Origin of the sequence: Salidesulfovibrio brasiliensis JCM 12178 (assembly GCF_001311825.1) — a bacterium.
GTDB lineage: Bacteria > Desulfobacterota > Desulfovibrionia > Desulfovibrionales > Desulfovibrionaceae > Pseudodesulfovibrio > Pseudodesulfovibrio brasiliensis.
Genome location: NZ_BBCB01000001.1, coordinates 127,775 through 152,960 on the forward strand (window position 1 = coordinate 127,775; position 25,186 = coordinate 152,960).

Consider the following 25,186-nt stretch of genomic DNA (forward strand, 5'->3'; position numbering starts at 1 on the left):
GTTGCAATCGGCGTTTTTCATCCGGGGGGAGTTTATGCTACGCAGGGAGGGCAACGTGGGATAATCCGATCTGCCAACGCCAACCTTTTCAGGAGCCGCCGTGAATCCCAAGGAATTCATTTTCAACAAGAATACCGAGCAGTGGTACCTCGGGTACGCCTTTCAGGGCGCGGTAGTCCTCGGCATCGCCCCCATCCTGATTCCCGTCATTGTGGGCAACGCTGCCGGAAACGCTGCGGCAGGGGTTGTCGTGGCCGCCTTTTACGCGGGCCAGCTTCTCTCGCCGCTTCTTGGCGGCGTTGCTGACCGGACAGGGAAACTGCGGGCGGTCTGGACCTTCGGCTACGCAGTGCTTGCCCTTTGTCTTGCCCTGTTCGGAACCACGTCCAATCTGGCTTTCTGGATGATTTTGTGCTTCATGCAGGGCATGGGCGCGGCCGCGTGCAACACGGTGGCGGCCATGTTCATCGTGGAGTTCAAGCCGAAAGGGGAATGGGATGACCGCATCGGCTGGCTGCAGACTTTTTACGGGGCAGGGCAGGCGCTCGGCCTCGGCCTGGCCGCCGCGCTTCAGGCTTCACCGGCCATCGGGATGCTCGTCTCAGGCCTGCTCATGATTCCGGGTTGGTGGCTGGGCCGCATCGGCCTGCCCAAGGACTCGGATCGCACGCCCTCAACCAGCGAGGACAAAGCCCGGGGCGGCTCCGCACCCCGGCAGCCCGTTCCGCACATCCATCACAGGCTCGGTTCCCTCGAACGGTTCCTGCATGTGCTGACGAGGCTCAAGTCCCAATATGGCACCTTCATCTTCAGCTGGTTTCTGTCCATGCTCTCCATGTGGCTGATTTTCAATCTGTATCCGCTGCTCATGAAGCAAACGTACGGCATCGGCGCGTTCGCCTCATCGCTTTACTATGCGGCAGGGGCGTTCATCGGCATCTTTGCCTACGCACCATCCGGGGCGCTGGGCCGAAAGATCGGCAATGGCCCCGTCGTGTTGCTGTCATACCTGATGGTCATCATTTCGGTGGCGGGCATGGCGGTTCTCGCGGTCACTGAAAGCGCGCAAAGCGTCTGGCTTGCCCCGGTTTTCTTCCTGCTCACACCCATCGCATGGTCGCCCGCGATTGTTGCGGGGACAGCATATGTCGCGGAACTTGCGACCTTTGAGGAAGGCAGCGCCATCGGCATGTTCAACGCCACCACCGCCATCGGCAGCGTTCTTGCCGCGCTTGGTGCAGGTGCCATCGCGGATTCGCTTGGCTTTACCAGCGTTTTGATCCTCTCCGGAATCCTCGGAGCGCTGGCCATTGTGCCGCTGTTTCGGGTGATGCTTGAAAGAAGAGGGCAGCGGCACGCAGAGGTGTCGCCCGAGAAGGCATAGAAAGAAAAAGGGGAGCCGAAGCTCCCCTTTCTTTTTACTTTTTGCCGAGTTCGATGCTGCGTTCGTAGGACTCGGTCACGGCGTCCACGATGTTGCCTCGTGTGGCCATGCGGTCCATGTGCAGCAGGGCGCGGATGGTGGTCCCGGCCGGAGAGCTGACCATTTCACGGAGTTGGCTGACGTGGTAGTCGGACTCCTTGGCGAGTTTGGCCGAGCCGCTGAACAGGGCTTCGACCATCTCGGTGGATTCCTGACGTGTCAGGCCGAGATTGACGCCCGCTTCCATGAGCGCTTCCATGAAGTAGAACACGTAGGCTGGGCCGGAGCCGATGACCGCCGTAAAGGCGTCGAACTGCTTCTCGGCCATGATCTTCACCAGTCCGAGGCCGTCAAAGGCATCGGGGATGAAGGCTTTCATGTCCTCGGTGAGGTCGGCGTCGTCAAGACAGATGGCGAACACGCCTTCGCCCACCATGGCGGGGGTGTTGGGCATGATCCTGATGACCGGGGCCTTGCCGCTCCAGCCCTTGAGTGTCTCGACGGTGAGCCCGGCACAGATGGAGACAAGGCACTTGTCGCCGGTAAGGACCGGGGCGATGCCTCCCATCACGGACTCGGCATGCTGCGGCTTCACGGCAAGGACGATGAAGTCGCACGCTTCGGCAAGCGCTTGGCGTCCGGCTGCCCCTTGAGGCCGCATTCTTCTTCGAGGGTGGCGATCATCTCCGTGTTCAGGTCTGTGCCGTGAATCTCGATGTCATCACGCACTGCCAGACCGCGAATGATGGCCGAACCCATGTTTCCTACGCCTATGAAACCGATTTTTTTCATTTAGTTCACCTGTTCGATGCTGCTGAAGAAGTAGGCCGTTTCCACTTTTGCGGTTTCCGGAGCATCGGAACCGTGGACGGCGTTGTTCTGGATGTTGGTGGCGTACGCCTTGCGGATGGTGCCTTCCTCGGCCTGTTCCGGGTTGGTGGCGCCCATGAGCTCGCGGTAGCGGCTGATGGCGTTTTCACCTTCGAGGATGGATACGACCACCGGGCCGGAGGTCATGAATTCGACCAGTTCGCCAAAGAAGGGGCGTTCCTTGTGAACGGCGTAGAAGCCTTCGGCTTCTTTCTGGCTGAGCTGGATCATCTTCATGGCCTTGATCTTCAGGCCGGAGTCGGTGATCATTTTCAGAATGCCACCGATGTTGCCGGCTTCAACGGCATCCGGCTTGATGATGGAAAGAGTGGTTTCAACGGTCATTGCATTTGCCTCCGATGTTGTGTTTTCCCTTGTATATCCAACGGCGGATTATTGCCACTGGAGCCTTTGCGGACGCTAGCCGAGCAGCATACGGTCGGTAACCCCATCACCGCCGCGAAGCTTGGCAAAGCGCTGTAAAAGATCGTCCACCTCAAGGCCGCGCTTCTCGTCCCCGTCAATGTCGAGAACGATTTCGCCCCGATGGAACATTATAAGCCTGTTTCCGAGGCTGATGGCCTGCTGCATGTTGTGCGTGACCATGAGCGTCGTCAGCCGCTGGCCGGTGACGAGTTCCTCTGTCCGGTCCAGAATCATGCCCGCGGTCTTCGGGTCCAGCGCTGCGGTGTGTTCGTCAAGCAGGAGCAGCCGGGGGCGCACCAGCGTTGCCATGAGCATGGTCAGTGCCTGCCGCTGGCCGCCCGAGAGCAGCCCCGTGGCAGTGCCCAGCCGGTTCTCAAGCCCGAGATGCAGCGTGGCGAGGCGTTCGCGGAAATAGTCCCGGTCCTTGCGTTTGACCCCGAACGAGAGGCCGCGACGCTGACCGCGCTTCAGCGCGATGGCCAGATTCTGCTCGATGGTGGCCCCGGCGCAGGTGCCCATGAGCGGGTCCTGAAACACGCGACCCACCTTTGCGGCCCGGCGATATTCCGGCCAGCCGGTGACGTTCTCGCCGTCAAGCTCCACGGTTCCGGAATTGAGGCGGAAACACCCGGCCACGGCGTTGAGAAACGTGGACTTCCCGGCCCCGTTGGAGCCGATGACGGTGATGAAGTCGCCTTCACGCACGGCAAGGTCGACGCCGCTGAGGGCCGTGACTTCGTTCACGCCGCCCTTGTTGAAAATCTTGGTCGCCCCGGTAACATTCAGCATGGTGCTCACGACGACCTCCCGGCAAGAAACTTGGCTTTCATTTTGGGCGCGGTGAGTGCGATGACTACGAGGATGGCCGTAATGAGATTGAGGTCGCTGGGCGTTATGGAGAACGCGCCGAGCTTGAGGCCGAGTGCGAGGGCGATGGCTACGCGGTAGAGCACAGAGCCGAGAACCGCAGCGATGAGCGCGCGCCCGATGGTCTTGTTGCCGAAGACTGTCTCGCCGATGATGACCGAGGCCAGCCCGGCGATGATGGTGCCGACCCCCATGTTCACGTCTGCGGCCCCCTGGTTCTGGGCCACGAGCGCGCCGGACACCGCGACGAGGGCGTTGGAGAGTCCCACGCCGAAGATGATGACCGTGTCCGTGTTCACACCCTGACTGGTTATCATGCGCGGGTTGTCGCCGGTAGCGAGCACGCAGAGGCCGATTTCGGTATGCAGGAACCAGATGAGCAGGGCCACGACCACCAATGAAATCACGCCGAAAAGAATCGGCGTGGAGTGGACCATGGGCAGCCCGGTGAAGGCCTGAAACTGGTCCACGACGGTGTCCGCTCCCAGAAGGGTCATGTTCGGCTTGCCCATGATGCGCAGGTTGATGGAATAGAGCGCGATCATGGTCAGGATGGACGCGAGAAGGTGCAGTATTTTCAGCTTGGTATTGAGGATGCCCGTCACCATTCCGGCAAGAAATCCCGCGCCGCCAGCCATGAGCGCGGCAAGGGCGGGCGAATGGCCCCCGGAGATGGCCACGGCCGAAACCGCGGCACCCAGCGGAAGGCTGCCGTCAACGGTGAGATCGGGAAAGTCGAGGACGCGAAAGGTCAGATAGACCCCCAGCACCATGAGGCCGAAGGCAAATCCCTGTTCCATCGCGCCGAACAAGGCGTATGTGGTCATTCGTGCGTTTCCTGTTGAATACTCGACGGCCCAAAAGAAAAGGCGCGTCCGACAACGCGCCTTGTATACTTATTGGGATGATTTCGCAACGCCGGGTTACTTGATCACCTTGTCCGCACGTTCCAGCGCCGAGGCCGGAACGTCAAGGCCCATGGATTCGGCGGCCTTCACGTTCACGTACAGCTGGAGCTTTTTGATGGTCTCCACCGGCATGGTGGCCGGGTCGGTACCTTCTTTCAGGATGCGGGCGGCGATGTCTGCGGTCTGGATGCCCATCTGACGATAGTCGATGGCCAGCGCCGCGACCGAACCGCGCTCCACGGAGTCGGTGTCGCCGGTGAACAGCGGGAGCTGATTCTGGCGACAGACCTTGATGGCGGATTCCAGTGCGGAAATCACGGTGTTGTCCAGCGGAATGTAGATGGCGTCGGCGCGTCCCACGAGGCTCTTGGCGGCCTGATACACGCCGGAAGAGTTGGCGATGGTCGCCTCTTCCACTGCGATGCCTTCCTTTTCCGCGAACTGCTTCAGCAGGTTGATGAGCGTGACGGAGTTAGGCTCGCCAGCATTGTAGATGACGCCGAGGGACTTCATGTCCGGCACGAACTCGCGCACCAGCTCAAGGTGTTTGTGCATGGGGCTCATGTCGGTCATGCCGGTCACATTGGCGCCCGGCTTGTCCAGATGGGCAACGATGCCCGCGCCCACGGGATCGGTCACGCCGGTGAAGACGATGGGGCGGTCCTTGATTTTCTGGACCACATGCTGAGCCGAGGGGGTGGTGATGGCCAGAATCAGATCGGGCTGTTCACCCATGATCTGGTTGGCGATCTGTACGCTGGTGGCCGGGTTGCCCTGTGCGATGTGCTCCTTGAATTCGGCCTTGATGCCGAGCTCGGTGAGCCTGTCCTTGAACCCTTCGCGCATGGCGTCGAGCGAGGGGTGCTCGACGATCTGCGTGATGGAGACGACCTTGGTGTCCTGCGCAGCGGCTGCGGCCGCGAAGAGCAGCACCAGACACATGGCCATGATGATACGTTTCATTATTCTCTCCTGAAATAGAATTGATTGCCCGTATGATGAGGACACGATGCCGCAAACAAAGTCAAGTCCTTGAACGTGCTCCCTGTCCCTGACCGAAAAACGGACGCTCCGGGGAGCGTCCGTATTTTTGTCGTATCGTTCTTCTATTCGACCTTCATGCGGGCCGTGCCTTCGGCGTAGAAGGGGAGCGATCCCTTTTTAGCCGGAAGCTCCGCACGGGCGGTTTTGATGACAAAATCAGTCTGTTCCGCCGCTTCGGGCTTGACGTAAGCAAGTGCCACGCAGTGTCCGAGGCTCGGGGCGAAGGAACCGCTCGTCACCACGCCGACCTCCTCGCCGGAAGGCAGGCAGACCATGTCGTGATGCCGCGCAGTGCGGCGTCCTTCGATGGTCAGCGGAATCAGGCTTTCGCGGACAGTGCCGAGACCGGACTTGCCGACATATTCGGATTCCTTTTTCAGGAAGAATCCGGCTCCGGCCTCTTCGGGAGTATGCTCCGTATCGAGGTCCTGCCCGTAGAGCGGATAGCCGATCTCAAGCCGCAGGGTGTCGCGCGCGCCAAGGCCGACGGGCATGGCCCGATCGTCGGCAGCCAGCTTTTCCCAAAGTTTGAGCGCCTTTTCCGCAGGCAGATACAACTCGTACCCGAGTTCGCCCGTATAGCCGGTGCGGCTGACGATCATGGGATCACCATCCCATTCAATCTGGTCGAAGTTGAAATATTTTATGTGCTTGCAGTCCACGTCGAGGGCGTCCTGAACAACGGCGAGACTTTCGGGACCCTGCACGTCTATCTTGGCGGTAACGTCGGAAACGTCGCAGAGATCGAGGCCTTCGGGAAGGTGCGACTGAATCCAGTCGTAGTCTCCCTGACGGCAGGAGCCGTTGACCACGAGCATATAGGCGTCTTCGCCGAGGCAGTAGACGATGAGGTCGTCCAGGATGCCGCCCTTGTCGTTGAGCAGAAAACCGTAGCGGCACTTGCCCGGGGCGAGGGTGTTGAGGTCGTGCGTGACAACCTTGTTCAGGGCGTCCTTGGCACCGTCACCGGCAAGGCGGAACTCGCCCATGTGGCAGATGTCGAAGATTCCGCAGGTTTCGCGGGTGTGTTTGTGTTCAACCATGATGCCCTTGTATTGAACGGGCATGTCGAATCCGGCAAAGGGAGCCATTTTGGCACCGTTGTCGCGGTGCCACTGCGTCAGCGGGGTGACGTTCAGGTTTTCCACTGGAATAGTCCTCCTTGAGACGGAAGCGGCGACGATCAGAAGCTGCCGAAAGGCGGGGTGCTGGGCTGGGAGGTCCTGGACTTGCGAATGGACCGGAATTCGTCCAGAAGCGCCACAAGCCGCCCGTAGTATTTCTTGACCTGAAGGCCGTATTCGGAGAGGTCGTCGTCCTTCTGTCCGATGTAGTTTCGCTGCAGGTAGCTGTCATTGACCATATCGTCGCCGATGACAAGAACTTTTGCGACAAGATGATCAAAGTAGTTCACGATTTCGTACTTGAGATCGTTGAGAATGTCGGTGGAAAGCTCAAGCATCTCGAGGTAGTTGATAGTTTCTCCGAGATGCGTGCGGTTGCGGAGATCTTCGAGCTTGCGGACCTTGCGTGACTGCTGGATCTGGCTGTACTTGGCCCAGACCTCCTGATAAAGCGCATTCATTTCATTGAATGTCTCATAATTGTCTGGCGCGAGCAGGTAGCCGTCCAAAACCTTTACCACGCGGCTGTAGAATTCTTCTGAATAATCGACGATCCTGTGCAGGTGCTTGGAGAGCCAAGAATAAAGGAATTTGAGCCGCTTTTCGTGCGTATCGGTGTCCTTGACGATTTCACGGCGCTTGTAGGTTGTCTTTCCCCGATATTCGCCACGAACGATGTCGTTGAGGCGCAGGATCATGTTCTGGGCATCCTGAATGATGTTCAGGTGATCCAGCACCCGGCCTGTGATCGGGTGAATAACCTCCTGCCGGAGCACGGAGAGGGCGCGGTCCTCGCGAACGTTTTTCTGGCTGTATCGGTGCTGCTGATAGATCACGCGCAGGATGACCACGCGCTTCTTCACGTCCACGAAAAAGCCCTGATCCTTGAGGAGCGCTATGTTTTCCTTCTGGTTGGGGTTCACCTGAACCAACGCGGTCTTCTCCACCTGAGGGAAGGTCAGTCGTTTGCCCGAGCTTTTGGAGAGCGACGAAAGCGTGGTGATGGTTCTGTCGCTTTGCCCCAGAACACGGACGATGAACTGTTCCCCAAGCCGGTGCAGCCTTCTGGCGAAAAGGGACGCCGAGGTGCGGCGTTCCGAGACGATGGGGAACCCGTGCAGTTCCATGAGGAATTGGTACACGAACAGACGGTTGCATTCATACAGGATGCTGTCACCCGGCTTGAACTTGCCGATGTTCAGGCCGAACTGCTTGAGCTCGCTGTCAAGATTCGAGGGCAGGGAGGCGTAGATACCTGAAAGGGTGAAACGGCCCGATGCGTCGCGCGACAGAATGTGTGCCCGCTCCAGTTCAAGCAGGAATGGCAGCATTTTGGCGTAATGCTCCACGCCGCAAATGTCGCAGTTGCCGAACGCGGCCTCGAAATCGGCATGGTTCCTTTTCGGCAAGCGGCTCAGAAACGTCCGCATGTTGGCAGCGTACACGCTGTGCTCCAGCATGCATGCTGTGTCTGTCCGTGTTTCATCCTGCCAGTCGAACATGGAATGCAAGGCGTCATACTGGAATATTTCACGAAAAGAATTCAGCGGACGGTCGAAGACGACCATACTGAAGCCCGGCAGTCGTTTGTATTCGTAAAGATCGACCTCGAAGGAGGGCAACAGCTCACGATATTCGACAATGGGGTAATCCGGATTTTCAAAATACGGCTTCAGCAGGCAGTACTTGATGTGCAGCCAGTCAAGCAGTTGTTTGAGTTCAGGCAGCGTCTCGACGCCAAGCGGTTCGTGTTTCGCTTCATTTTCCGGCCCATAGTAGCCGGGAGCTTCGAGAAAGGCCTTCTTCCACATTGACTGCACCCGTGATCTTGAAAGGTCAAACCTGCTTTCGTATCTACCTAGCAGGTAAAATTAAATTTTTATACCCTTATGTCACAAAAAAAACAATACTTCATGGACAGCTCGTGAATATCCAGTGATCACTGCCAAGTTGACAACCGCACGAACTCCACATAGTATCCCCTCAGACATTCCTCGAACGCGTAAAGATTATACAATTTCAAGGTTTTATCATGAAGAAAAAAGACCAGTGCCCGCGGGCCAAAATCAACGAACAGCACTGTAACTGCACGTACTCCTGCGACCGTCACGCACTTTGCTGCGAATGTCTTCACTATCATCGTCAACGAAACGAACTGCCCGCCTGCTACTTCGACACCGCAGAAGAGCGGACCTATAATCGCAGCATCGAATTCTTCATCCAGCGCAGATCGAAATAGTCCCTTCCCCAAAAGCATGATATAAAGGCGGCAATTTGCCGCCTTTTTTATTTGGAGTGTAGTTATGGACAGCAATCGTTACCCAAAATGGCTGATGACAGTCACGGAGATCGTCGATCGATCCGGGGATATTATCCGGACACACGACAGGAAACCACGAGAAATACAGAAAAAGGGGAGAAACGACCTCGTCACCGACACTGACGTGGCCGTGGAGCAATTCCTTAAAAGAGAACTCTTGGCAGCCTTTCCGAACACCCGCTTTCTGGCCGAGGAAAGCTCTGGCGACGCCGGGCTTGAGGACATGACCTGGATTATCGACCCGGTGGACGGAACCACCAACTTTGCCCACGGCATACCGTTTGTAGCCACTTCCGTTGCCCTTTGGGATAAAGGCAGGCCGGTGCTCGGTGTTATCAACCTGCCGCTCATGAATGAACTCTTTACGGCCAGTCTCGGTGGCGGAGCTTTTCTGAATAACGAACGCATATCCGTCTCACACACTGAAATGATTGCCGATTGCGTGGTGGCAACCGGCTTTCCCTATGCCATAAGCGAGCACCTTGAAGTGATACTTGAACGTCTTGAGCGGCTGTTGCCGGTAGTGCAGGGGGTGCGTCGTCCGGGGGCGGCCGCACTGGATTTGGCCTTTGTGGCCTGCGGAAGATTTGATGCGTTTTATGAAAGCGCGCTGAACCCGTGGGATACTGCGGCGGGGATGCTGCTGGTCACGGAAGCGGGCGGCGAAGTGACGGAAAGCGACGGCAAAACATCATACATTCCGGGAGCACCTGAAATCCTCGCCACCAACGGCAGGATTCATCAAACTGTTGCTGAAATGATCGCGGTCTAGAAGGGGTAAGCGAGCCCGGCTTCCCAGAGTGTAACGAGTCCGGGTGTCAGCAGTTCGCGAAAGCCTTTGATGAGGCAGGTAAGCTCTTCGGGGCTGAAGAAATACCCGTCCTCGACTTCATCGGTATTGGCCGAGGGTATCGACACAACCTTGGGTGCCATGAACACGCTGACAAATTCATAGCCCGTTTCAGGGCAGGCCGGAAGCTCCCGAAGCAGTGTAAGCTTGTCGGTCTCCAGCCCCAGCTCGCTCAAAAGAATACGCTCGGCAGCCTCCTGCGAGGCCTCGCCAGGAAGCGGATGCCCCCGGGCGGACACATCCCATCTGCCGGGGTAGAAACGCTTTCGGCTACTGCGTTTTTGCAGGAAGAGCTTGTTTTCCTGATTGTAAACAAGTAGTTGAACGGCACGGTGTGGTAAAAACTGACGATGGATTTCATCCTGGCTCAATAAGGCAACAGGGCGATTATGGGGGTCCATGACCTCCTGCAGCTTGCTAGAATAATCGTTGTTTTTGTATTTATCACTCATGTCGCGTATCCAAAGGGTTTCACGGCGCGTTGAAACAGTGTATACACAACAAAGCTTCGGTTTTCCAGTGCATGTGCACCTTCTGAAGCGGATAAAAGGATAATTTATAATGCGAATCCGGCGGGCCGAGAGTCGTGACATTCCGGAGATCGTCTTGCTGGAAAAGGTCTGCTTCAAGGCGAGCTGGTCCAAAGAACAATACCTCGCCGGGATGGACAGTGGTGCACTTCGGGTGATGCTGGCCGAAGACTCATCACGAATTTGTGGGTATCTTGCGTATACGGTCATTGCCGGAGAAATGGAGATTCTCAACGTGGCCGTCCCTCCCGAACGGCGCAGGGCGGGCATCGGCAAGGCCCTGCTTGCGGCGGTCCTCGACGAAGGGACACGCGAGGACGTGATGGAATGTTTTCTGGATGTCAGGGCTTCAAACGCCCCGGCCATTGGTTTATACGGTAAATTCGGCTTTGAACGGATCGGCAGGCGGAAGCGTTATTATCCGGACAACCGCGAGGATGCGCTTCTTTTTCGACTGAATCTCGATGATACAGCCGCCGACAAGCAGGGAGTTCTGATATGAAATATATCGATCAGGTTGACCTCAAGGGCAAACGTCTTCTTTTCAGGGTGGACTTCAACGTGCCGCTGGACGGCTCGACCATCACCGATGACAACAGAATACGTGCGGCCGTGCCGAGCATCCGCTATGCGCTGGATAGCGGCGCTTCGGTCATCGTCTGTGCGCATCTCGGCAAACCCAAGGGGAAGCGCGTTCCCGAGCTTTCGCTTGCCCCGGTGGCCAAGCGTCTCGGCGAGTTGCTCGGCCAAGACGTGCCGCTGGCTCCGGACTGCATCGGGCCCGAGGTCGAAAAGATGGCAGCGGACCTTGCCCCCGGACAGGCGCTGATGCTCGAAAACCTGCGCTTTCACAAGGAAGAGCAGGGCAAGACGCCCGAAGATCGCGGCGACTTCGGCAAACAGCTTGCCGATCTTGCGGACATGTACGTCAGCGATGCGTTCGGCGTTGCCCATCGCCCCAACGCCTCGGTGGTGGACGTCCCGGTCCACGCCAAAGACTGCTGCCTCGGCTTCCTCATGAAAAAGGAATGGGAATACCTCGGCACGGCCCTCGAAAACCCGAAGCGCCCGTTTGTGGCGGTCTCCGGGGGGGCAAAGGTCTCCTCCAAGCTGGGCATCCTCTACAATCTGCTCGGCAAGGTCGACCACATCATCATCGGCGGCGCCATGGCCAACACTTTCCTTGCAGCCAAAGGTCTTTCCGTAGGCAAGTCGCTTTGTGAGCACGATCTGCTCGACGAAGCCAGAAAGATCATGGATACCGCAGAGAAAAAGGGATCCAAGCTGCACCTGCCTGTGGACTTTACGCTGGCAAACAGCCCAGACGACACCAAATCCGCCGGACATTGCAGTGCGGACGAAATTCCCGAGGACAAGATGGTTCTCGACATCGGCCCGGAAAGCGTTCAGATGTTCAACGTGGTGCTTTCCGGCGCGGGAACTGTTGTCTGGAACGGCCCCATGGGGCTTTTCGAAACCCCGGCCTTCGCCTCGGGGTCGCTTGAACTCTGCAAAACCATGGCAGGACTGGATAAAGCCGTCACTATCGTGGGTGGCGGCGACACCGACGCAGTCGTGCACCAGTCCGGTCTGGCCGACGATTTCAGCTTTATCTCCACCGGCGGCGGCTCCTTCCTCGAATTCCTCGAAGGCAAGGAACTGCCCGCATTCAAAGCTCTCAAGGAGTGTTTCGACCGATGAAAAAACTCATGGCAGCCAACTGGAAGATGTACAAGACCCGCGAGGACGCCGAGTCCACGGCCAACGGCCTGCGCTCCCTCGTGGAAAAGAACCTGCCTTCCGACAGGGAAGTGCTCGTTTTTCCGCCGTTCACGGCCATCGACCGTGTAGCGGCGGCCTTTGACGGCGCAAACGGATTCGCCACCGGCGGTCAGGATTTCTACCTGCATGAAGAGGGGGCCTATACTGGCGAGATTTCCCCGTCCATGCTCAAGGATGCCGGTGCGACCTGGGGCCTGACCGGTCATTCAGAGCGCCGCCATGTGCTCGGAGAAAAGGATGAGCTTGTGGGCGAAAAGACCGCATACGGTCTCTCTCAGGGCATGAATATCTGCCTGTGCATCGGTGAGAAAATCGAGGAGCGCAAGGCTGGACGGGTGGAAGCGGTCATTGACACCCAGCTTGAGCTTGGACTCAAGGACGTACCGCGCGACATCGCGCCCGAGCGTCTGGCCGTGGCCTACGAGCCCGTTTGGGCCATCGGCACCGGCGAAGTGGCCGGCCCGGAGGAAATCGTCGAGGCGCACACAATGACCAGAAAAAAGCTCGAAGATGTCTTCGGAGAAAAAGCAAAGGAAATCAGGATACTGTACGGCGGTAGCGTCAAGCCTGACAACGTTTCGGGCATTATTGGACTTGACAATGTCGACGGAGTGTTGGTAGGAGGCGCGAGCTTAACGAGTGACAGTTTCGCCAAGATCGTACTCGGCTAGTCACCCGAAAGCGAACACGCTGAAAAAACAAGGAATCGGATTTTGGAAACCATCGTTATCACAATACACGTTTTGGCCTGCATTTTCCTGATCGCCGTTGTACTCCTTCAGTCCGGTCACGAGGGCATGGGAGTCATCTTTGGCGGCGGCAGCAGCACCATGTTCGGCAGCTCCGGAGCGGGCGGCCTGCTGGTGCGCATCACTGCGGGTCTAGCGGCAGTTTTTTTAGTAACTTCCTTGACATACAACGTGCTTACTGGCAACAAAGTCGCCGACGCGGACTCGATCATGCTTGAGGCTGACGGCATCGTCACCCCGGCTCCCGTCGAAGACAGAAGGTTCCCGGAGTCAAATTCCTCGACACCGAAAAGGAAACCAAAAAGAGCGAGTAACGCATCGACATACGCCGAGGTGGTGGAATTGGTAGACACGCTGTCTTGAGGGGGCAGTGGAAGAAATTCCGTGGGGGTTCGAGTCCCCCCCTCGGCACCATGTAAATCGAGAAGGAGCAGTTCAGGCTGCTCCTTCTTTTTTTGGGAAGACACCATGATACGCAGAATGAAACCGGACGAGACGAATCATCTTGTCGATATCTGGCTCAGGGCTTCTCTCGTGGCCCATGATTTTGTGGCCCCGGACTTCTGGAGAGCCAATGTGTCTGCCATGCGGGACGAGTACCTTCCAGCATCCGAAACATGGGTCATCGAGGAGCAGGGGCGTCCAGCCGGGTTTTACTCATTGTCGCAAGACAAATTGGCCGCCATTTTCGTATCCCCGGAACTTCAGGGCTGCGGCCTTGGTAAGCTTCTGCTCGATCACGCCAAGAAGCAAAGGGACAGACTCACCTTGACTGTTTACACCCGAAACAAAGGTGCCTGCGCCTTCTATGCGAAACATGGCTTCCTTGTGGCCGGAGAGCAGTTGGACGCTCAAACCGGGTGCATGGAATACTTGATGACTTTCGATCCAAGTGAAAAGGATTTTGCAGGACCTCATGAAAAGGCGGGCGACTTTTGAGCTCCGTCGCAATCCCGATGTCCTTTCGTAACTTTTCTGAAAAAAACAGTTGACTTTTGGACGAGATAAAGACAAATACAACTTCCGTTTTGAGCACGCCGAGGTGGTGGAATTGGTAGACACGCTGTCTTGAGGGGGCAGTGGAAGAAATTCCGTGGGGGTTCGAGTCCCCCCCTCGGCACCACAACGAAACGATTCAGGCTGCAGCCCTCACTGCAGCCTTTTTTTCTGCCGGTTGCCGACGTAAAAGCCCCCGACTCAAATTGAGCCGGGGGCTTTTTCAATGCATGGTGTTGATCCGATCAGAACGGGTATTCCATGGCTTCGTCACTGCCGCCACCGTCTTTCTTGTCGATAGCGCTGAGACGGGCCTGTGCGGCTTCGCGTTGCTCCTTGCGGTCTGCGTTGCGCACAACGGTCTTGAGGAGCTTTCTGGCGGTGCCGTAGTTGCCACGGCTCTCATAGATCATGGCGGCCCGATACATGGCCGTGAGCGTCCAGATGCTCTCGCCGGGGTACTGGTAGGCAAGGCGCAGGTAGTAATCCAGCGCGCCGTCCTTGTCCTGCATGGCCTGCCGTCCTTCTCCAAGCCAGAACAGGATCTCCGCCTGAAACGATTCCGGGTGCACAGACGCGGTCTTCCAAAGCTCCAGAAGCTGTGTTTCGGCCTCTTTGAACTGACGACGCTGCTGCTGCATCAGCGAGACTCGAAGGCGCGTTAGCGGCTGGATGGGCTGGCCGGTCGCTACAAGCTTCTGGAACGTGGCGTAAGCCTCTTCCTGCTTGCCCGCAGCTAGCTCAAGGCGGCATCTGGCGTCCAGCCGCTTGGCTACGAACTTTGGCGAAAGGGACTTCACGTCAAGTCGGTTGAGATAAAATGCGGCCAGTTGCAGGTCTTTGCTCTCAATGGCCTGATCGGCAAGGTAGAGCAGGGCGTTACGGCCGAAATCGGTGCCGCTGAAAAGGGTGGCTGCACGCTTTGCGCGCTCGATGTCGGGCTTCTCATTCAGCTCGGCCTGCCATGCGGCAAGGACGATGAGCCTGTCGAGCGGCCAGTCGTCGTCTGCGGCGTTGCGAAGCCCGCGCTCGGAGAGCGAAATCCAGAAGGGTGCCTCACCATTGGACGGCGGCTGCACCGCACCGGCAGCAGAAAGGGCGGTCAGGACGGGATATTCTGCGGCGGCGCGGGGCGGATTTCCGGAAATGACCTTTTCAATAGGCGTATTAAAGGACAGCATGCCAGCGACCCGCAAGCTCACGGGAAGGGCGGTCTTGTTCATGGAATTCCAGAGTGACTCGGCCGTGCTTGTGTCTCCTTCTGCTATCGCCAGTCCAAAGCCAAGCGCATCAAGAAGGGTGGCCATCTGTTCGGAAATGAGCAGCGAGCCTTTTTCCTTTTCCAGGGCGCTCATGGCCTGATCATATTCCATCCCCATGATCTTGTTTCTAAAAGCCAGCCAGGAAGCAGACTCGGGATCACCGACGAGCCATAAGGATTTGTCGTTGCCGAGCATTGAGGGGACATTGCCGCCCCAAAACGCTCTTGCCTTCATCAGCCCGGCCTCCTTGAACACATCTGTATCCGGGACGCTGCCTTCGCCAACGTAGCGAACAAGCCCAACCCAGAATGCGGAAAGTGGCTCCGGAGAAAGCGTCGTCAGACGCTTTCCGGCTGACTCGAAACGTCCGAGGCTCATGTCGCCAAGCGATTGAACAATGGCTTTGGTGGCATTTGTTGCCACAAACGGAGGGTTCTTTTCGTCTGAATTCTTTTCAGCCACCGGCAGCGTGGCATTGCCGACTTCGACGCGCCAGGCCATACGAGCCGTTTTCCAGAAGGAATCCGAATCAAACCCTTCGCCGTCTTTCAGGAGACGCTCCAGAAGGTCCATGGAGGTTTGGCGGGAAAGGCTGAAGTTGGAGCGAGCGGTCCAGAAGAGCTTGCGCCAGACGTCTCGCCAGAGGGGCTTGAGCCCCGGCTCATTGCGGAACCGTTTGCGGGCATCGGATTCGTCGGGGCTTACTTCGGCAGAGCGGCTGAACCACAGCACGGCCTTTTCCACGTTGCCAAGGGCTCGCTGTGCGCGGCCACCGTACCAGAGGCGGGTAGCTTCGGTTGCGTTGTCCTCGAAAGCGGGCAACATCTCGACTATCTGAAGCGCTTGAGCAGCCGAACCGGTCTTGAGATAGACGCGGGCGCGCTCAAGTTGCGCCTCCGGAGAGTCGCCCGGAGCCGACGTAAGATTTTGTTCCAGTTGGTCCCATGCACCGTACTTCTCGAGCCATTGGTCAAAGCTCTGGTCCTGAGCAGCATGTGCCATGGCAGGCAGCAGCAGTGAAAGTACGACGAAAAATCTTAGGAGTGCTTTCATGTTCACTTCGTTTCGTTTGCGGCCTCATGGCCATTGAACAATCAAGTCGACAATCGATGCGCCTCGGGCACCGATCGTTCGGTTCATTGCAGTAAGCTTGTTTCTCTTCTGAATATGATTTGGCCTACAATACCCGGAAGAAGGGTACATTTCAAACGCATTAACCTACACCAACATCCAGACAGTTTTAAAAGTTTACATAATTTACATTATGAGACAATCATCCAACATGTTGAAATTCTTGTGTCTAGCCATTGATATCCAAACAAAGGCAGTCGACGACAACTTATCGACCTGAAACAAAACCCTACCATCAGCGCAATCTTTATTCATAAAACAACATCCAAAACCGACAACCATCCCCCCTTAACGATCCTGCAACGCTGCAATAATCCAGGCTGACCTCTCAGCTCTCCCGAGCACAGTCACCACCGTCGCTTCTTACGTGTTGACCTCCTAGAGGTCGACATCGAGCGTGTCGTTGCTCTAGGCAGAGCTCCTTTTGTGTCAAATGTCCAATGTGTCACGTGTCTAAACATCATGATTGCAGCAACTTAAGTGTTTTTTGCTTGTTGTCTTTGGACAAAAAAAGACCCGTCTAACGGGACGGGTCATTAAATCGCTTGACGCCGCATCTACTCTTCTTCTTTTTCAACTTCGATGGAGCCGATCTGCTTCAAGTACTTATCTCGGCATTCATAGGAGCAGAAGTGGTGTACCTCTTCCCCGCTGCGAACGCGCAGACTGTCGTCAATGCTGACGTATGTGCCGCAGACAGGGTCCTTGACCACGGTTCCGGCTTTGACCTGTCGTTTGGTCTCCTTTTCCGCGTTCATTTCCTTTTTCTTCTTGTCACCCATAAAGAGCTTGTAAAGAAGGAAAAGGCCGATGCCTATGATGAGGAACTTAAGCACTCTGTCCTCCGAAGCGGTTGCGGCAGGCTAATCCTGCCATATCCTGTTGCCCTCGATCTTGTATTCGATGGCTGAAAGCGCTTCATTGATGCCGAGACCGTCTGGAAAAACGAAATCAGGTATGATTTCCTTCAAGGGAAGCAGCACGAACGCCCTTTCCTTTGCTTTCGGATGCGGCAGATCAAGATAGCCGGTTTCCTGAACGAGATCACCCCATGCGATGAGATCCATGTCCAGCACCCTCGGACCGTTGGGCTCCTGACGAGTGCGGCCAAGCTGGCCTTCAATCGCCTGAAGGCAGGAGAGAAATCCTTCCGGAGACCAGATTTCCGGGTCCACGGCCAGCTCGATCACCTGATTGGCAAACCAGGGCTGGTCCTTCTTCTCCTGCGGTTCGGTCTCGTAAAGGCCGGACATCTGCTTGAGCGTGATGTCGTCGCCGTATGCTTCGAGCCGCGCCAGCGCATCGTTCAAATTGTCCTCCGTGTCTCCCACGTTGGACCCGAGGCCGACGATGACCCTTACAGTTTGGATATCCGTGATACCGCCTCCTTGAGCAGATCGTTGTTCACGGTGAGCGAGATGCGGAAGTAGCCCTCGCCGGGGGTGCCGAAACCGTTGCCGGGGGTGAGCACAACGCCTGTCTGTTTCAGAACATTGGTCACGAAGTCGGCAGAGGTATGTCCTTCAGGCACCTTGGACCAGACGTAAAAAGACGCTTCCGGTACGCGATGGTGAATTCCAATCTCCGCGAGCGCCTTGCAGACGACGTCGCGACGCTCCTTGTAGATGGCGCGATACTTCTCGGCATACGGTTCGCCGTGCTTGAGCGCGGCAATGCCCGCTTCCTGCACGGCCTGAAAGATGCCGGAGTCCACGTTTTCCTTGATCTTGCCGAGGCCTGCGATGAGCTCCTCGTTACCGACCGCCATGGCGACGCGCCAGCCAGTCATGTTGTAGGTCTTGGAAAGCGAATGGAATTCGATGGCCACGTCCTTGGCTCCGTCCACTTCGAGAATGGACAGGGGCTTGTTGGCGGGGTCGAAGTAGATTTCGGAATATGCGAGGTCGGAAACGACGATGACGTTGAATTCCTTGGCCTTTTCCACCAGACGTTCGTAGAACTCCTTGGTGGCGGTGGCCGCGGTGGGGTTGTTCGGGTAGCAGACGAAAATCATTTTCGCCCTGGCCCAAGTGTCGTTGTCCACTGCGTCGAGATCCACGAGGAAGTCGTTTTCCTCAAGCAGCGGCAGAAACTTCACTTCTCCGCCCGCAAAGCCGGTGGCAGCGGGATACACGGGATAGTTCGGCGTAGCAACGAGCACCAGATCGCCGGGGTTCACGTAGGCCAGCGGGAAATGCGCGATGCCCTCTTTGGAACCGATGAGGCTCACGACCTCGGACTGGGGGTCCAGTTCGACGTTGAAGCGCTCCTTGTACCAGTCGGCAACGGCGGTGCGGTATTCGAGCATGCCCACGTACGAAGGGTACTGGTGATTGACGGGCTTCTTGGCGCCTTCGTGCAAGGCGTCGATGATGAAGTCCGGGGTGGGCAGATCCGGGTCGCCGATGCCGAGGCTGATGATGTCGATTCCCTGTGCCGCGACTTCGGCCTTGGCTTTGTCGATGGCGGCGAAAAGGTACGGCGGCAGCGTGGCAAGACGGTCCGCAAGCTTGAATTCAGGCATTGATGTTCTCTCCTTCCTGACCTGATTATTTGCAAAGGGTTCTCATAAAATGCTGCGGGCGCACTGTCAACAGCGCCACTTCCCGCTTGCCCGGCGCATGGGGTGCATGTATATATGAATTGGCGCTCAAGACAAGTCGCATTTCGACATTTTTATCATCAAAACAACCTATTACCATGATAATCCGGTGAGCGAAGATACCAGCCGACAGAAAACCCCGCAACACCTTTGGGTGGATATCTACCTCGAGAATCTTCTCGTGGAGAAAGGCCTTTCGGAAAACAGCCTCGAAAGCTACGCCCGTGACCTCGGCTCCCTGCTTGAATTTCTTGAAGAACGCGGCGACTCGCTTGAAAAGATTACCGGCGACGCCCTGTTTCTCTACCTGACCCAGCTCAAGGCGCGCGGTCTCAAGGGGAAGTCCATTGCCCGGCATCTCTCGGCCCTGCGCGGTTTTTTCGCCTTTTGCACCGCCGAAGGTCGCTACCGCGAAAGCCCTGCCGCCCTGCTCGACAATCCCAAACTCACTCGCGACCTGCCGGAAGTGCTTACCCGGCCCGAAGTGGAGGCCATGCTCGCCCTCCCCGACCCTCGCACCAAACTCGGCGCAAGGGACAAGGCCATGCTCGAACTCATGTACGCCGCCGGTCTGCGCGTTTCCGAAGTGATTGACATGCGCGTACTGGATTTCGATCCCCAGACAGGCGTTTTGCGCGTCTTCGGCAAGGGCAGCAAGGAGCGGCTGGTCCCGATCCACGACACCGCACAGGACATCCTGAACCAATACATTGATATGACCCGTCCCGATTTTCGCCCTGCCACGGACCACATGTTTCTGAACCGTTCCGGCAAGGGACTCACGCGGCAAGGGGTGTGGAAGCTCGTCAAGAAATTCGCCAAGGATGCCGGGATAGACAGGCCCGTTTCGCCCCACACCTTCCGGCATTCTTTTGCAACGCACCTGCTTGACGGCGGGGCCGACCTGCGTACGGTCCAGATTCTCCTCGGCCACGCGGACATCAGCGCCACCGAAATATACACGCATGTGCAGCAGGGCCGCCTCAAGGACCTGCACCGTTCCTTCCACCCGCGCTCTGACGGCTGAATCCTTTGACGCGCGCTCCACGCTGCGATACTTGCTAGTAATCATATGAAAAAGAACACCCCAAAAATACAGGCGCGCACAGTCATCACGCTCATGCCAACGCAGACTTCGATGCCCTCGCCGGAATCATTGCCGCGAGCAAGCTCTATCCCGACGCCGTACTGATCTTTCCCGGCAGTCAGGAGAAGAACCTGCGCAATTTCTACATCCAGAGCACGACCTATCTGTTCAATTTCAAGAATTTCAAGGACATCGATCCCGACGCAGTGGAACAACTCGTCGTGGTGGACACCCGCCAGAAGTCACGGGTTCCACATGTTCGCCCCCTGCTGGAAAAGCCGGGAATCACCATCCACACCTACGACCACCATCCGGACACGGACGAGGACATCAAGGCCGACAAGGAGGTGGTGCTCCCGTGGGGTTCCTCGGCGGCCATCCTTGTAAACGAAATGAAAAACAAGGGTGTGGAAGTCGGCCCGGAAGAAGCCACCATCATCGGGCTCGGCATTTTTGAGGATACCGGCGGGTTCTCGTTTTCCTCCACCACGCATCACGACTTCGAGGCTGCGGCATGGCTTCGCGAACGCGGTATGGACCTTGAGGTCATCGCCGACATTCTCAGCCGGGAGCTCTCGGCCGAACAGATTTCCATCCTTGGCGATCTTCTGAACAACGCCACCACGCACGACATTCACGGCGTGGAGGTGGTGGTCACCGAGGTGAGCACCGACACTTTTGTCCCGGATTTCGCGTTTCTCATCCATAAAATGATGGATGTCGAGGATATACAGGTACTTTTTGCGCTGGGTCGCATGGGCGACCGCATCCATATGGTGGCCCGCTCGCGGAACCCGGACGTCAACGTGGGGCTTATCTGCTCCTCACTGGGCGGGGGTGGTCACGCCTACGCAGCTTCGGCTACCATCAAGGAAAAGACGTTGGCAGAGGTGCGCGATGACCTCTTCGCCCTCTTCTACTCCCAGATCAACCCGCAGATAGTGGTCAAGAATCTCATTTCCTCGCCACCCATAGTCATTGAAGATGATAAGCCCATCGACAAGGCCGTTGAACTGATGACGCGCTTCGGTCTCAAGGGTGTGCCTGTTGTCAGGGCGGGAACCATGGAGTGCGTTGGGTTCATCGAGCAGAAAATCGTGGACAAGGCCTCGTCCCACAAGCTCGGGCATCTCGCCGTGAGCGAATATATGGCCAGCCGGTTCGAGACCGTGGCCCCGGACGTGGACCTTTATACGGTCATGGAGATTGTTCTCGGCAAACGCCAGCGCATGCTCCCGGTGGTGGAAAACGGCAGTCTGACAGGCATTATCACCCGTACGGACCTCGTCAATCTGCTGGTGGAGGAACCGGCGCGCATCCCTGAATCGCTGCATCCAGAGCGAACCCGCGAGCGAAACATTGAGTCATTCATGCGCCACCGCATGGACCGGCCGATCATCGATCAGCTCATTCACCTCGGAGAAATCGCCGAGGAAGGCGGCTTCGAGGTTTACGTTGTGGGTGGCTTCGTGCGCGACATCCTGCTGGACCGCCCCAATCAGGACATCGATCTCGTTGTTGAAGGCGACGGCATTGCCTTTGCCCGCCTGCTGGCCAAAAAGCTCAAAGGACGCGTAAAGGCGCACCGCAAGTTCAAGACCGCCGTGGTTCTCTACGGCGACGACCAGCGCATCGATGTGGCCACGGCCCGGCTGGAGTACTACCAGTACCCCGCGGCCCTGCCCACGGTGGAGCTCTCGTCCATCAAGATGGACCTGTTCCGGCGCGACTTCACCATAAACGCCCTGGCCCTGCGCCTGAACCCGGACCGCTTCGCCAACCTCGTGGACTTCTTCGGTGCGGAAAGGGACATCCAGAATCGTAGAATCCGCGTGCTTCACTCTCTGAGTTTCGTGGAAGACCCCACCCGCATCCTGCGCGCCATCCGCTTCGAGCAGCGATACGATTTCGAGATCGGCGGCCAGACCATGCGGCTGATCAAGAACGCCCTGCAGCTGGAACTCTTCGACAAGCTCTCCGGAAGCCGCATCACGCATGAATTGAAGCTTCTTTCCGTGGAGAAACATCCAGCCGAGTGTTTCAGCAGGCTCTCGGAACTGCGAATCCTTGAAGCCATTCATCCGCAGCTCAAAATGAATACTGAGCGCGGCCGCACGCTGGCGGAACTGGAGCGGGTCTACACATGGTACAGCCTCCTGTATCTCGATCGCCCTGCTGACCCTTGGTTACTCTTTTTTCTCGGGCTCACGCAGGGCACCAAGAAGGATGAGGCCATCGACATTTGCAAGAGGCTTCATTTTTCGCCCCGCGAGGAACGGGAAGTTCTCATGTTGCGCGATCTGGTTGGCACCTGCTTCATGAAGCTCATGGGCTGGCAGGAGGGAAAATCCAAACTCAGTGAAATGTTTGCGGTGCTTGATCCCATGCCCGTCGAAGGGATTCTCTTTGTCATGGCCAGAAGCCGAAAAGAACATATCCGAAAGAACATTTCTCAATATCTTGCACGCTTAAAAGATATCGAACCTGATGTCAGCGGTCAGGATTTGCTGAAGATGGGCATTCCCGAAAGCCCGATCATGGGGCAAATGCTGGAGGCTGTGCGATTTGCCAAGATCGATGGCGAAGTGGATACCCGTGAGCAACAGATTGCTCTGGTCGAACGCATGAAGAGAGATTTCGGCGACAAGCTTCACGAACGCTAGGGGCTCATGGCTTGCCCTTCCCCTGCAAGCCGTGTAAATAAAGGATTTTGCGTGCTTTAAAACGGAAAGAGCCATGAAGAAGGTCCGTATCTCCGTCATCGGTGCCGGGAGACTACCCGAAGAAGGTGGAGTGAACCTGAAAACCGAGGCACAGCGACTCGGCAGACTCATTGCCGAAGCTGGCTGGGAGCTTGTCTGCGGTGGACTGGGCGGCGTCATGGCCGAGGCCTGCCGCTGCGCGAGAGAGGCCGGTGGGCGAACCATCGGCATTCTGCCCGGTAGCGATCGGGATAATGCCAACGAATGGGTCGAAGTTCCCGTGGCCACCGGCATCGGTCAGATGCGCAACCTCATGGTCGTCCTGAACGGCGACGCGGTCGTTGCCTGCGGGGGCGGAGCCGGGACACTTTCCGAAATAGGACATGCGCTTAAAGCCGGAAAACCGGTTGTCGCCATTGACTGCTGGGATACGATCGAAGGCGTTATTAAGGCCGATTCCGCTGATGACGCCCTGCTGAAACTGAAAAAAATACTTGCTGGAGCACTGTAGAAAATGGATGTTTTATGGGCGCCTTGGCGTCTGGATTACATACTCGGCCCGAAGCCCGACGAGTGCGTCTTCTGCATTCCGAAGCACACGGATGAAGACGAAGAACGGCTGGTGCTGGCACGAGGCAAACACTGCTTCGTCATCATGAACAAGTACCCATACAACAACGGGCACCTCATGGTTACGCCGTATCGGCACGTCAGCTGTCTGACGGAACTGGAACTGGAAGAGCAGAATGAATGCATGCTCTGGATCAGTCGCAGCGTCGATATTTTGAAGAAAGCGTTCAATCCGCAGGGAATCAATCAGGGATTGAACATCGGCGAAGCTGCCGGAGCGGGCATTGCCGCGCACCTGCACTTCCAGATAGTTCCCCGTTGGAACGGGGACGCCTCGTTCATGGCCGTTTTCGGAGAGACCTCCGTCATTCCGGAACATCTCTTGTCCACGTACAGGCGGCTCAAGCCCCTGTTTGACGAATACCAAGACTAAGGAGAAACCTTCATGCGTTACTTGAAAGTGCTGGCCCTGATTATCCTGTTCGTTGTTTCCATTCTTTTCTTCAGCCAGAACAACCAGATACTGGCACAGTCGCTGGTGCTGAAGCTTGATGTGCCCTACATTGCCGAGCTTCGTTCCGTGCCCCTGCCCTTCTATTTCCTCGTGCTCGGCGGTTTTGTGATCGGAGCCATTTTGACCATGCTCTACTTCCTGTGCGAAAAGCTCAAGAGTGCCAAACAGCTCCGCGATTGCCGCACACGCATGAACAGCCTTGAACAGGAACTCAATTCCCTTCGCAACATGCCGCTGAACGAAGAACCCATGAGCGGTTCCTCCGAAGAAGGCGAAAACTAGGAAGGTGCCCTTTGGGCTGGAATCTTTTCGGACGCAAGAAGAAACGGCTGCCCGGCGAATACGTCCGGGCAGCCAACAATGCCGTGTCAGGTGCCCCTCCGGCACAGGATACGCGCGCTGCAATCGAGGAACTGAGCCGGGTCGTTAAAAACAACCCCGAAGCCGTCGAGATTTATCTTGCTCTGGGCAACCTCTATCGCTCTCAGGGTGAAATTGAGCGCGCCATTCAGATAAGAAACAGCCTTATTGTCCGGCCGGGACTGGACTCGCGCTTCAAGGCGCGCGCCCTTTTCGAGCTCGGCCGCGACTTTCGCAGAGGGGGATTTCTGGATCGTGCCGGCGAGGCGTTCCGTCAAGCGAGGGAAGCCGGCTGCGATCCAAATGAAATTCTTCTTGAACGCGCCAAGCTCAACGCGGAGCGCGGTGTTTACGAAGAGGCCGCCGAGGATTACGGCCGCCTGAAGCTTCCGCTTCCGCAGGCTCATTACCTGTACCGTCACGCACGCGACCTTTTTGCCGATGACCAGCCGTCTCAAGGCAAGCGAATGCTCAAGCAGGCCGTCAAGGTCTATCCCGGCGCGTTCGAGGCGTGGTCGGAGATGATCGTTCGCAAATTCCGGTCTGGCAACGCTTCAAGAGCCGCCGACCTGCTCAGCGAGTCACTTGAATCTGTCGCGCCTGACAAACGTTTCGTCATGTTGCATGAATTGCTGACCGACGTCCGCAGGGCGCAGGTTCAGACAGATTCGCCGCTCTACCAGAAAGCCGCCTCCGCCACCGACATCGCGGACAGAGTCACGGAAGTCATTGAAAAACATGACCCCGACATCCTGCTTTTTTACTATGGCGCGCTCCTGCTTCAACTGCGGCACGACCCTGACGAGGCACGCAACTGGCTTGAAAAGGCGCTGGTCCTCCAGCCCGACTTCTGGCTGGCACGCCTTGAACTCTTCGACATGTCCCGCTCGCGCCAGAGCCTGACGCCCTTTTTCAAGGAGCAGCTCGGCTTCTTCATGAGCCGTGCGCGCGGCGTTCGTCGGTTCTTCTGTAGCCGTTGCGGCCTGAAGCGGGATGCGGTATTTCACATCTGCCCGCGTTGCGGGAGCTGGCATTCCATCACGTTCCGTACAGAGTTCACCAACTAGAT

The 25,186-nt window shown here is 57.1% G+C and carries 26 protein-coding genes, 2 tRNA genes and 1 pseudogene; 16 read left to right on the forward strand and 13 right to left on the reverse strand.

Features of this window, described 5'->3' with window-relative positions:
• Positions 1 to 100 precede the first annotated feature (100 nt).
• Positions 101 to 1,384 (forward strand): MFS transporter, encoded by a 1,284-nt coding sequence (locus JCM12178_RS00700; RefSeq protein WP_054648068.1) that lies wholly within the window; start codon positions 101 to 103, stop codon positions 1,382 to 1,384.
• A gap of 34 nt (positions 1,385 to 1,418) precedes the next feature.
• On the opposite strand, the pseudogene proC reads toward JCM12178_RS00700, so the two are convergent.
• From proC to JCM12178_RS00735, 7 genes and pseudogenes are all read right to left on the reverse strand, one after another.
• Positions 1,419 to 2,215: pseudogene (proC, locus tag JCM12178_RS00705) on the reverse strand (pyrroline-5-carboxylate reductase).
• Positions 2,216 to 2,638, reverse strand: coding sequence for a nucleoside-diphosphate kinase (ndk, locus tag JCM12178_RS00710; protein WP_054648069.1), 423 nt, complete (start codon positions 2,636 to 2,638; stop codon positions 2,216 to 2,218).
• A 75-nt stretch (positions 2,639 to 2,713) separates the two neighbouring features.
• Positions 2,714 to 3,508, reverse strand: coding sequence for an ABC transporter ATP-binding protein (locus JCM12178_RS00715; RefSeq protein WP_054648156.1), 795 nt, complete (start codon positions 3,506 to 3,508; stop codon positions 2,714 to 2,716).
• 5 nt (positions 3,509 to 3,513) lie between these two features.
• The gene (locus tag JCM12178_RS00720) at positions 3,514 to 4,413 is read right to left on the reverse strand and encodes an ABC transporter permease (protein WP_054648070.1); all 900 of its coding nucleotides are present in this window, start codon (positions 4,411 to 4,413) and stop codon (positions 3,514 to 3,516) included.
• Between the two features lie 96 nt (positions 4,414 to 4,509).
• A complete protein-coding gene (locus JCM12178_RS00725; RefSeq protein ID WP_054648071.1) occupies positions 4,510 to 5,457 on the reverse strand; it encodes an ABC transporter substrate-binding protein in 948 nt (315 codons plus the stop codon).
• Between the two features lie 143 nt (positions 5,458 to 5,600).
• The gene (gene gcvT / locus JCM12178_RS00730) at positions 5,601 to 6,686 is read right to left on the reverse strand and encodes a glycine cleavage system aminomethyltransferase GcvT (protein WP_083465660.1); all 1,086 of its coding nucleotides are present in this window, start codon (positions 6,684 to 6,686) and stop codon (positions 5,601 to 5,603) included.
• Positions 6,687 to 6,721: 35 nt separating this feature from the next.
• Positions 6,722 to 8,473 carry a hypothetical protein gene (locus tag JCM12178_RS00735; RefSeq protein WP_054648072.1) on the reverse strand — a complete coding sequence of 584 codons (1,752 nt, stop codon included), beginning with the start codon at positions 8,471 to 8,473 and terminating at the stop codon, positions 6,722 to 6,724.
• Between the two features lie 221 nt (positions 8,474 to 8,694).
• Between JCM12178_RS00735 and JCM12178_RS17485 the strand changes: the two genes are divergently transcribed.
• Entirely contained in the window at positions 8,695 to 8,901 is a 207-nt protein-coding gene (locus tag JCM12178_RS17485; protein WP_083465661.1) for a DUF6485 family protein, read from the forward strand.
• A 64-nt stretch (positions 8,902 to 8,965) separates the two neighbouring features.
• Positions 8,966 to 9,754, forward strand: coding sequence for an inositol monophosphatase family protein (locus tag JCM12178_RS00745; RefSeq protein ID WP_054648074.1), 789 nt, complete (start codon positions 8,966 to 8,968; stop codon positions 9,752 to 9,754).
• Here JCM12178_RS00745 and JCM12178_RS00750 read toward each other — a convergent pair.
• A complete protein-coding gene (locus JCM12178_RS00750; RefSeq protein ID WP_054648075.1) occupies positions 9,751 to 10,284 on the reverse strand; it encodes an NUDIX hydrolase in 534 nt (177 codons plus the stop codon). The two genes, JCM12178_RS00745 and JCM12178_RS00750, sit on opposite strands and share 4 nt — an antisense overlap.
• 109 nt (positions 10,285 to 10,393) lie before the next feature.
• On the opposite strand from JCM12178_RS00750, the gene rimI reads away from it, so the two are divergent.
• The 7 genes from rimI to JCM12178_RS00785 all read left to right on the forward strand — a co-directional run bounded on the left by rimI (position 10,394) and on the right by JCM12178_RS00785 (position 14,016).
• Entirely contained in the window at positions 10,394 to 10,864 is a 471-nt protein-coding gene (rimI, locus tag JCM12178_RS00755) for a ribosomal protein S18-alanine N-acetyltransferase (RefSeq protein WP_054648076.1), read from the forward strand.
• Complete coding sequence (locus JCM12178_RS00760; protein ID WP_054648077.1) at positions 10,861 to 12,063, forward strand: phosphoglycerate kinase; 1,203 nt, start codon at positions 10,861 to 10,863, stop codon at positions 12,061 to 12,063. Before rimI ends, JCM12178_RS00760 begins: the two co-directional genes overlap by 4 nt.
• The gene (tpiA, locus tag JCM12178_RS00765) at positions 12,060 to 12,815 is read left to right on the forward strand and encodes a triose-phosphate isomerase (protein ID WP_054648078.1); all 756 of its coding nucleotides are present in this window, start codon (positions 12,060 to 12,062) and stop codon (positions 12,813 to 12,815) included. The genes JCM12178_RS00760 and tpiA overlap by 4 nt, the downstream gene beginning before the upstream one ends.
• Before the next feature lie 42 nt (positions 12,816 to 12,857).
• Positions 12,858 to 13,256 carry a preprotein translocase subunit SecG gene (gene secG, locus JCM12178_RS00770; RefSeq protein ID WP_157054646.1) on the forward strand — a complete coding sequence of 133 codons (399 nt, stop codon included), beginning with the start codon at positions 12,858 to 12,860 and terminating at the stop codon, positions 13,254 to 13,256.
• Positions 13,221 to 13,307 (forward strand) — tRNA-Leu (locus JCM12178_RS00775). Before secG ends, JCM12178_RS00775 begins: the two co-directional genes overlap by 36 nt.
• Before the next feature lie 66 nt (positions 13,308 to 13,373).
• Entirely contained in the window at positions 13,374 to 13,832 is a 459-nt protein-coding gene (locus JCM12178_RS00780) for a GNAT family N-acetyltransferase (protein ID WP_218185616.1), read from the forward strand.
• Positions 13,833 to 13,929: 97 nt separating this feature from the next.
• Positions 13,930 to 14,016, forward strand: a tRNA-Leu gene (locus JCM12178_RS00785).
• 118 nt (positions 14,017 to 14,134) lie between these two features.
• On the opposite strand, the gene JCM12178_RS00790 is transcribed toward JCM12178_RS00785, so the two are convergent.
• The 4 genes from JCM12178_RS00790 to JCM12178_RS00805 all read right to left on the reverse strand — a co-directional run bounded on the left by JCM12178_RS00790 (position 14,135) and on the right by JCM12178_RS00805 (position 18,806).
• Positions 14,135 to 16,204 (reverse strand): tetratricopeptide repeat protein, encoded by a 2,070-nt coding sequence (locus tag JCM12178_RS00790; RefSeq protein WP_054648080.1) that lies wholly within the window; start codon positions 16,202 to 16,204, stop codon positions 14,135 to 14,137.
• A 635-nt stretch (positions 16,205 to 16,839) separates the two neighbouring features.
• Positions 16,840 to 17,118, reverse strand: coding sequence for a hypothetical protein (locus tag JCM12178_RS00795; RefSeq protein ID WP_054648081.1), 279 nt, complete (start codon positions 17,116 to 17,118; stop codon positions 16,840 to 16,842).
• 27 nt (positions 17,119 to 17,145) lie between these two features.
• Positions 17,146 to 17,661: a 2-amino-4-hydroxy-6-hydroxymethyldihydropteridine diphosphokinase gene (gene folK, locus JCM12178_RS00800; RefSeq protein WP_369404439.1), complete on the reverse strand. Its 516-nt coding sequence runs from the start codon at positions 17,659 to 17,661 to the stop codon at positions 17,146 to 17,148.
• On the reverse strand, positions 17,640 to 18,806 hold the full coding sequence (locus tag JCM12178_RS00805; RefSeq protein WP_054648082.1) for an LL-diaminopimelate aminotransferase: 1,167 nt from the start codon (positions 18,804 to 18,806) through the stop codon (positions 17,640 to 17,642). The genes folK and JCM12178_RS00805 overlap by 22 nt, the downstream gene beginning before the upstream one ends.
• Positions 18,807 to 18,993: 187 nt before the next feature.
• On the opposite strand from JCM12178_RS00805, the gene xerD reads away from it, so the two are divergent.
• Entirely contained in the window at positions 18,994 to 19,911 is a 918-nt protein-coding gene (gene xerD / locus JCM12178_RS00810) for a site-specific tyrosine recombinase XerD (protein WP_054648083.1), read from the forward strand.
• A gap of 41 nt (positions 19,912 to 19,952) precedes the next feature.
• Here xerD and JCM12178_RS19070 read toward each other — a convergent pair whose 3' ends face one another.
• Positions 19,953 to 20,186: a hypothetical protein gene (locus JCM12178_RS19070; protein ID WP_245628530.1), complete on the reverse strand. Its 234-nt coding sequence runs from the start codon at positions 20,184 to 20,186 to the stop codon at positions 19,953 to 19,955.
• Here JCM12178_RS19070 and JCM12178_RS00815 point away from each other — a divergent pair.
• The 5 genes from JCM12178_RS00815 (at position 20,178) to JCM12178_RS00835 (ending at position 25,184) form a co-directional block, all read left to right on the forward strand.
• Positions 20,178 to 22,634, forward strand: a complete 2,457-nt coding sequence (locus JCM12178_RS00815) for a CBS domain-containing protein (RefSeq protein WP_245628532.1) — start codon at positions 20,178 to 20,180, stop codon at positions 22,632 to 22,634. The two genes, JCM12178_RS19070 and JCM12178_RS00815, sit on opposite strands and share 9 nt — an antisense overlap.
• A gap of 73 nt (positions 22,635 to 22,707) precedes the next feature.
• Positions 22,708 to 23,184 (forward strand): TIGR00725 family protein, encoded by a 477-nt coding sequence (locus tag JCM12178_RS00820; RefSeq protein WP_054648084.1) that lies wholly within the window; start codon positions 22,708 to 22,710, stop codon positions 23,182 to 23,184.
• Positions 23,185 to 23,187: 3 nt separating this feature from the next.
• Positions 23,188 to 23,676, forward strand: a complete 489-nt coding sequence (locus JCM12178_RS00825) for an HIT family protein (protein WP_054648085.1) — start codon at positions 23,188 to 23,190, stop codon at positions 23,674 to 23,676.
• Between the two features lie 12 nt (positions 23,677 to 23,688).
• Entirely contained in the window at positions 23,689 to 24,039 is a 351-nt protein-coding gene (locus tag JCM12178_RS00830) for a LapA family protein (protein WP_054648086.1), read from the forward strand.
• 11 nt (positions 24,040 to 24,050) lie between these two features.
• A complete protein-coding gene (locus JCM12178_RS00835; protein WP_054648087.1) occupies positions 24,051 to 25,184 on the forward strand; it encodes a tetratricopeptide repeat protein in 1,134 nt (377 codons plus the stop codon).
• Positions 25,185 to 25,186 lie beyond the last annotated feature (2 nt).

What these genes read in the sequence shown, in the direction of transcription:
- JCM12178_RS00780 (WP_218185616.1), top strand. Translation starts at nt 13,374, where the DNA reads ATGAAACCGGACGAGACGAATCATCTTGTCGATATCTGGCTCAGGGCT.
- JCM12178_RS00715 (WP_054648156.1), bottom strand. Translation starts at nt 3,508, where the DNA reads ATGCTGAATGTTACCGGGGCGACCAAGATTTTCAACAAGGGCGGCGTG.
- JCM12178_RS00805 (WP_054648082.1), bottom strand. Translation starts at nt 18,806, where the DNA reads ATGCCTGAATTCAAGCTTGCGGACCGTCTTGCCACGCTGCCGCCGTAC.
- JCM12178_RS00745 (WP_054648074.1), top strand. Translation starts at nt 8,966, where the DNA reads ATGGACAGCAATCGTTACCCAAAATGGCTGATGACAGTCACGGAGATC.
- JCM12178_RS00725 (WP_054648071.1), bottom strand. Translation starts at nt 5,457, where the DNA reads ATGAAACGTATCATCATGGCCATGTGTCTGGTGCTGCTCTTCGCGGCC.
- JCM12178_RS00720 (WP_054648070.1), bottom strand. Translation starts at nt 4,413, where the DNA reads ATGACCACATACGCCTTGTTCGGCGCGATGGAACAGGGATTTGCCTTC.
- rimI (WP_054648076.1), top strand. Translation starts at nt 10,394, where the DNA reads ATGCGAATCCGGCGGGCCGAGAGTCGTGACATTCCGGAGATCGTCTTG.
- ndk (WP_054648069.1), bottom strand. Translation starts at nt 2,638, where the DNA reads ATGACCGTTGAAACCACTCTTTCCATCATCAAGCCGGATGCCGTTGAA.
- JCM12178_RS00825 (WP_054648085.1), top strand. Translation starts at nt 23,188, where the DNA reads ATGGATGTTTTATGGGCGCCTTGGCGTCTGGATTACATACTCGGCCCG.
- JCM12178_RS00790 (WP_054648080.1), bottom strand. Translation starts at nt 16,204, where the DNA reads ATGAAAGCACTCCTAAGATTTTTCGTCGTACTTTCACTGCTGCTGCCT.
- JCM12178_RS00830 (WP_054648086.1), top strand. Translation starts at nt 23,689, where the DNA reads ATGCGTTACTTGAAAGTGCTGGCCCTGATTATCCTGTTCGTTGTTTCC.
- JCM12178_RS00820 (WP_054648084.1), top strand. Translation starts at nt 22,708, where the DNA reads ATGAAGAAGGTCCGTATCTCCGTCATCGGTGCCGGGAGACTACCCGAA.
- JCM12178_RS17485 (WP_083465661.1), top strand. Translation starts at nt 8,695, where the DNA reads ATGAAGAAAAAAGACCAGTGCCCGCGGGCCAAAATCAACGAACAGCAC.
- JCM12178_RS00750 (WP_054648075.1), bottom strand. Translation starts at nt 10,284, where the DNA reads ATGAGTGATAAATACAAAAACAACGATTATTCTAGCAAGCTGCAGGAG.
- JCM12178_RS00760 (WP_054648077.1), top strand. Translation starts at nt 10,861, where the DNA reads ATGAAATATATCGATCAGGTTGACCTCAAGGGCAAACGTCTTCTTTTC.
- JCM12178_RS00735 (WP_054648072.1), bottom strand. Translation starts at nt 8,473, where the DNA reads ATGTGGAAGAAGGCCTTTCTCGAAGCTCCCGGCTACTATGGGCCGGAA.
- tpiA (WP_054648078.1), top strand. Translation starts at nt 12,060, where the DNA reads ATGAAAAAACTCATGGCAGCCAACTGGAAGATGTACAAGACCCGCGAG.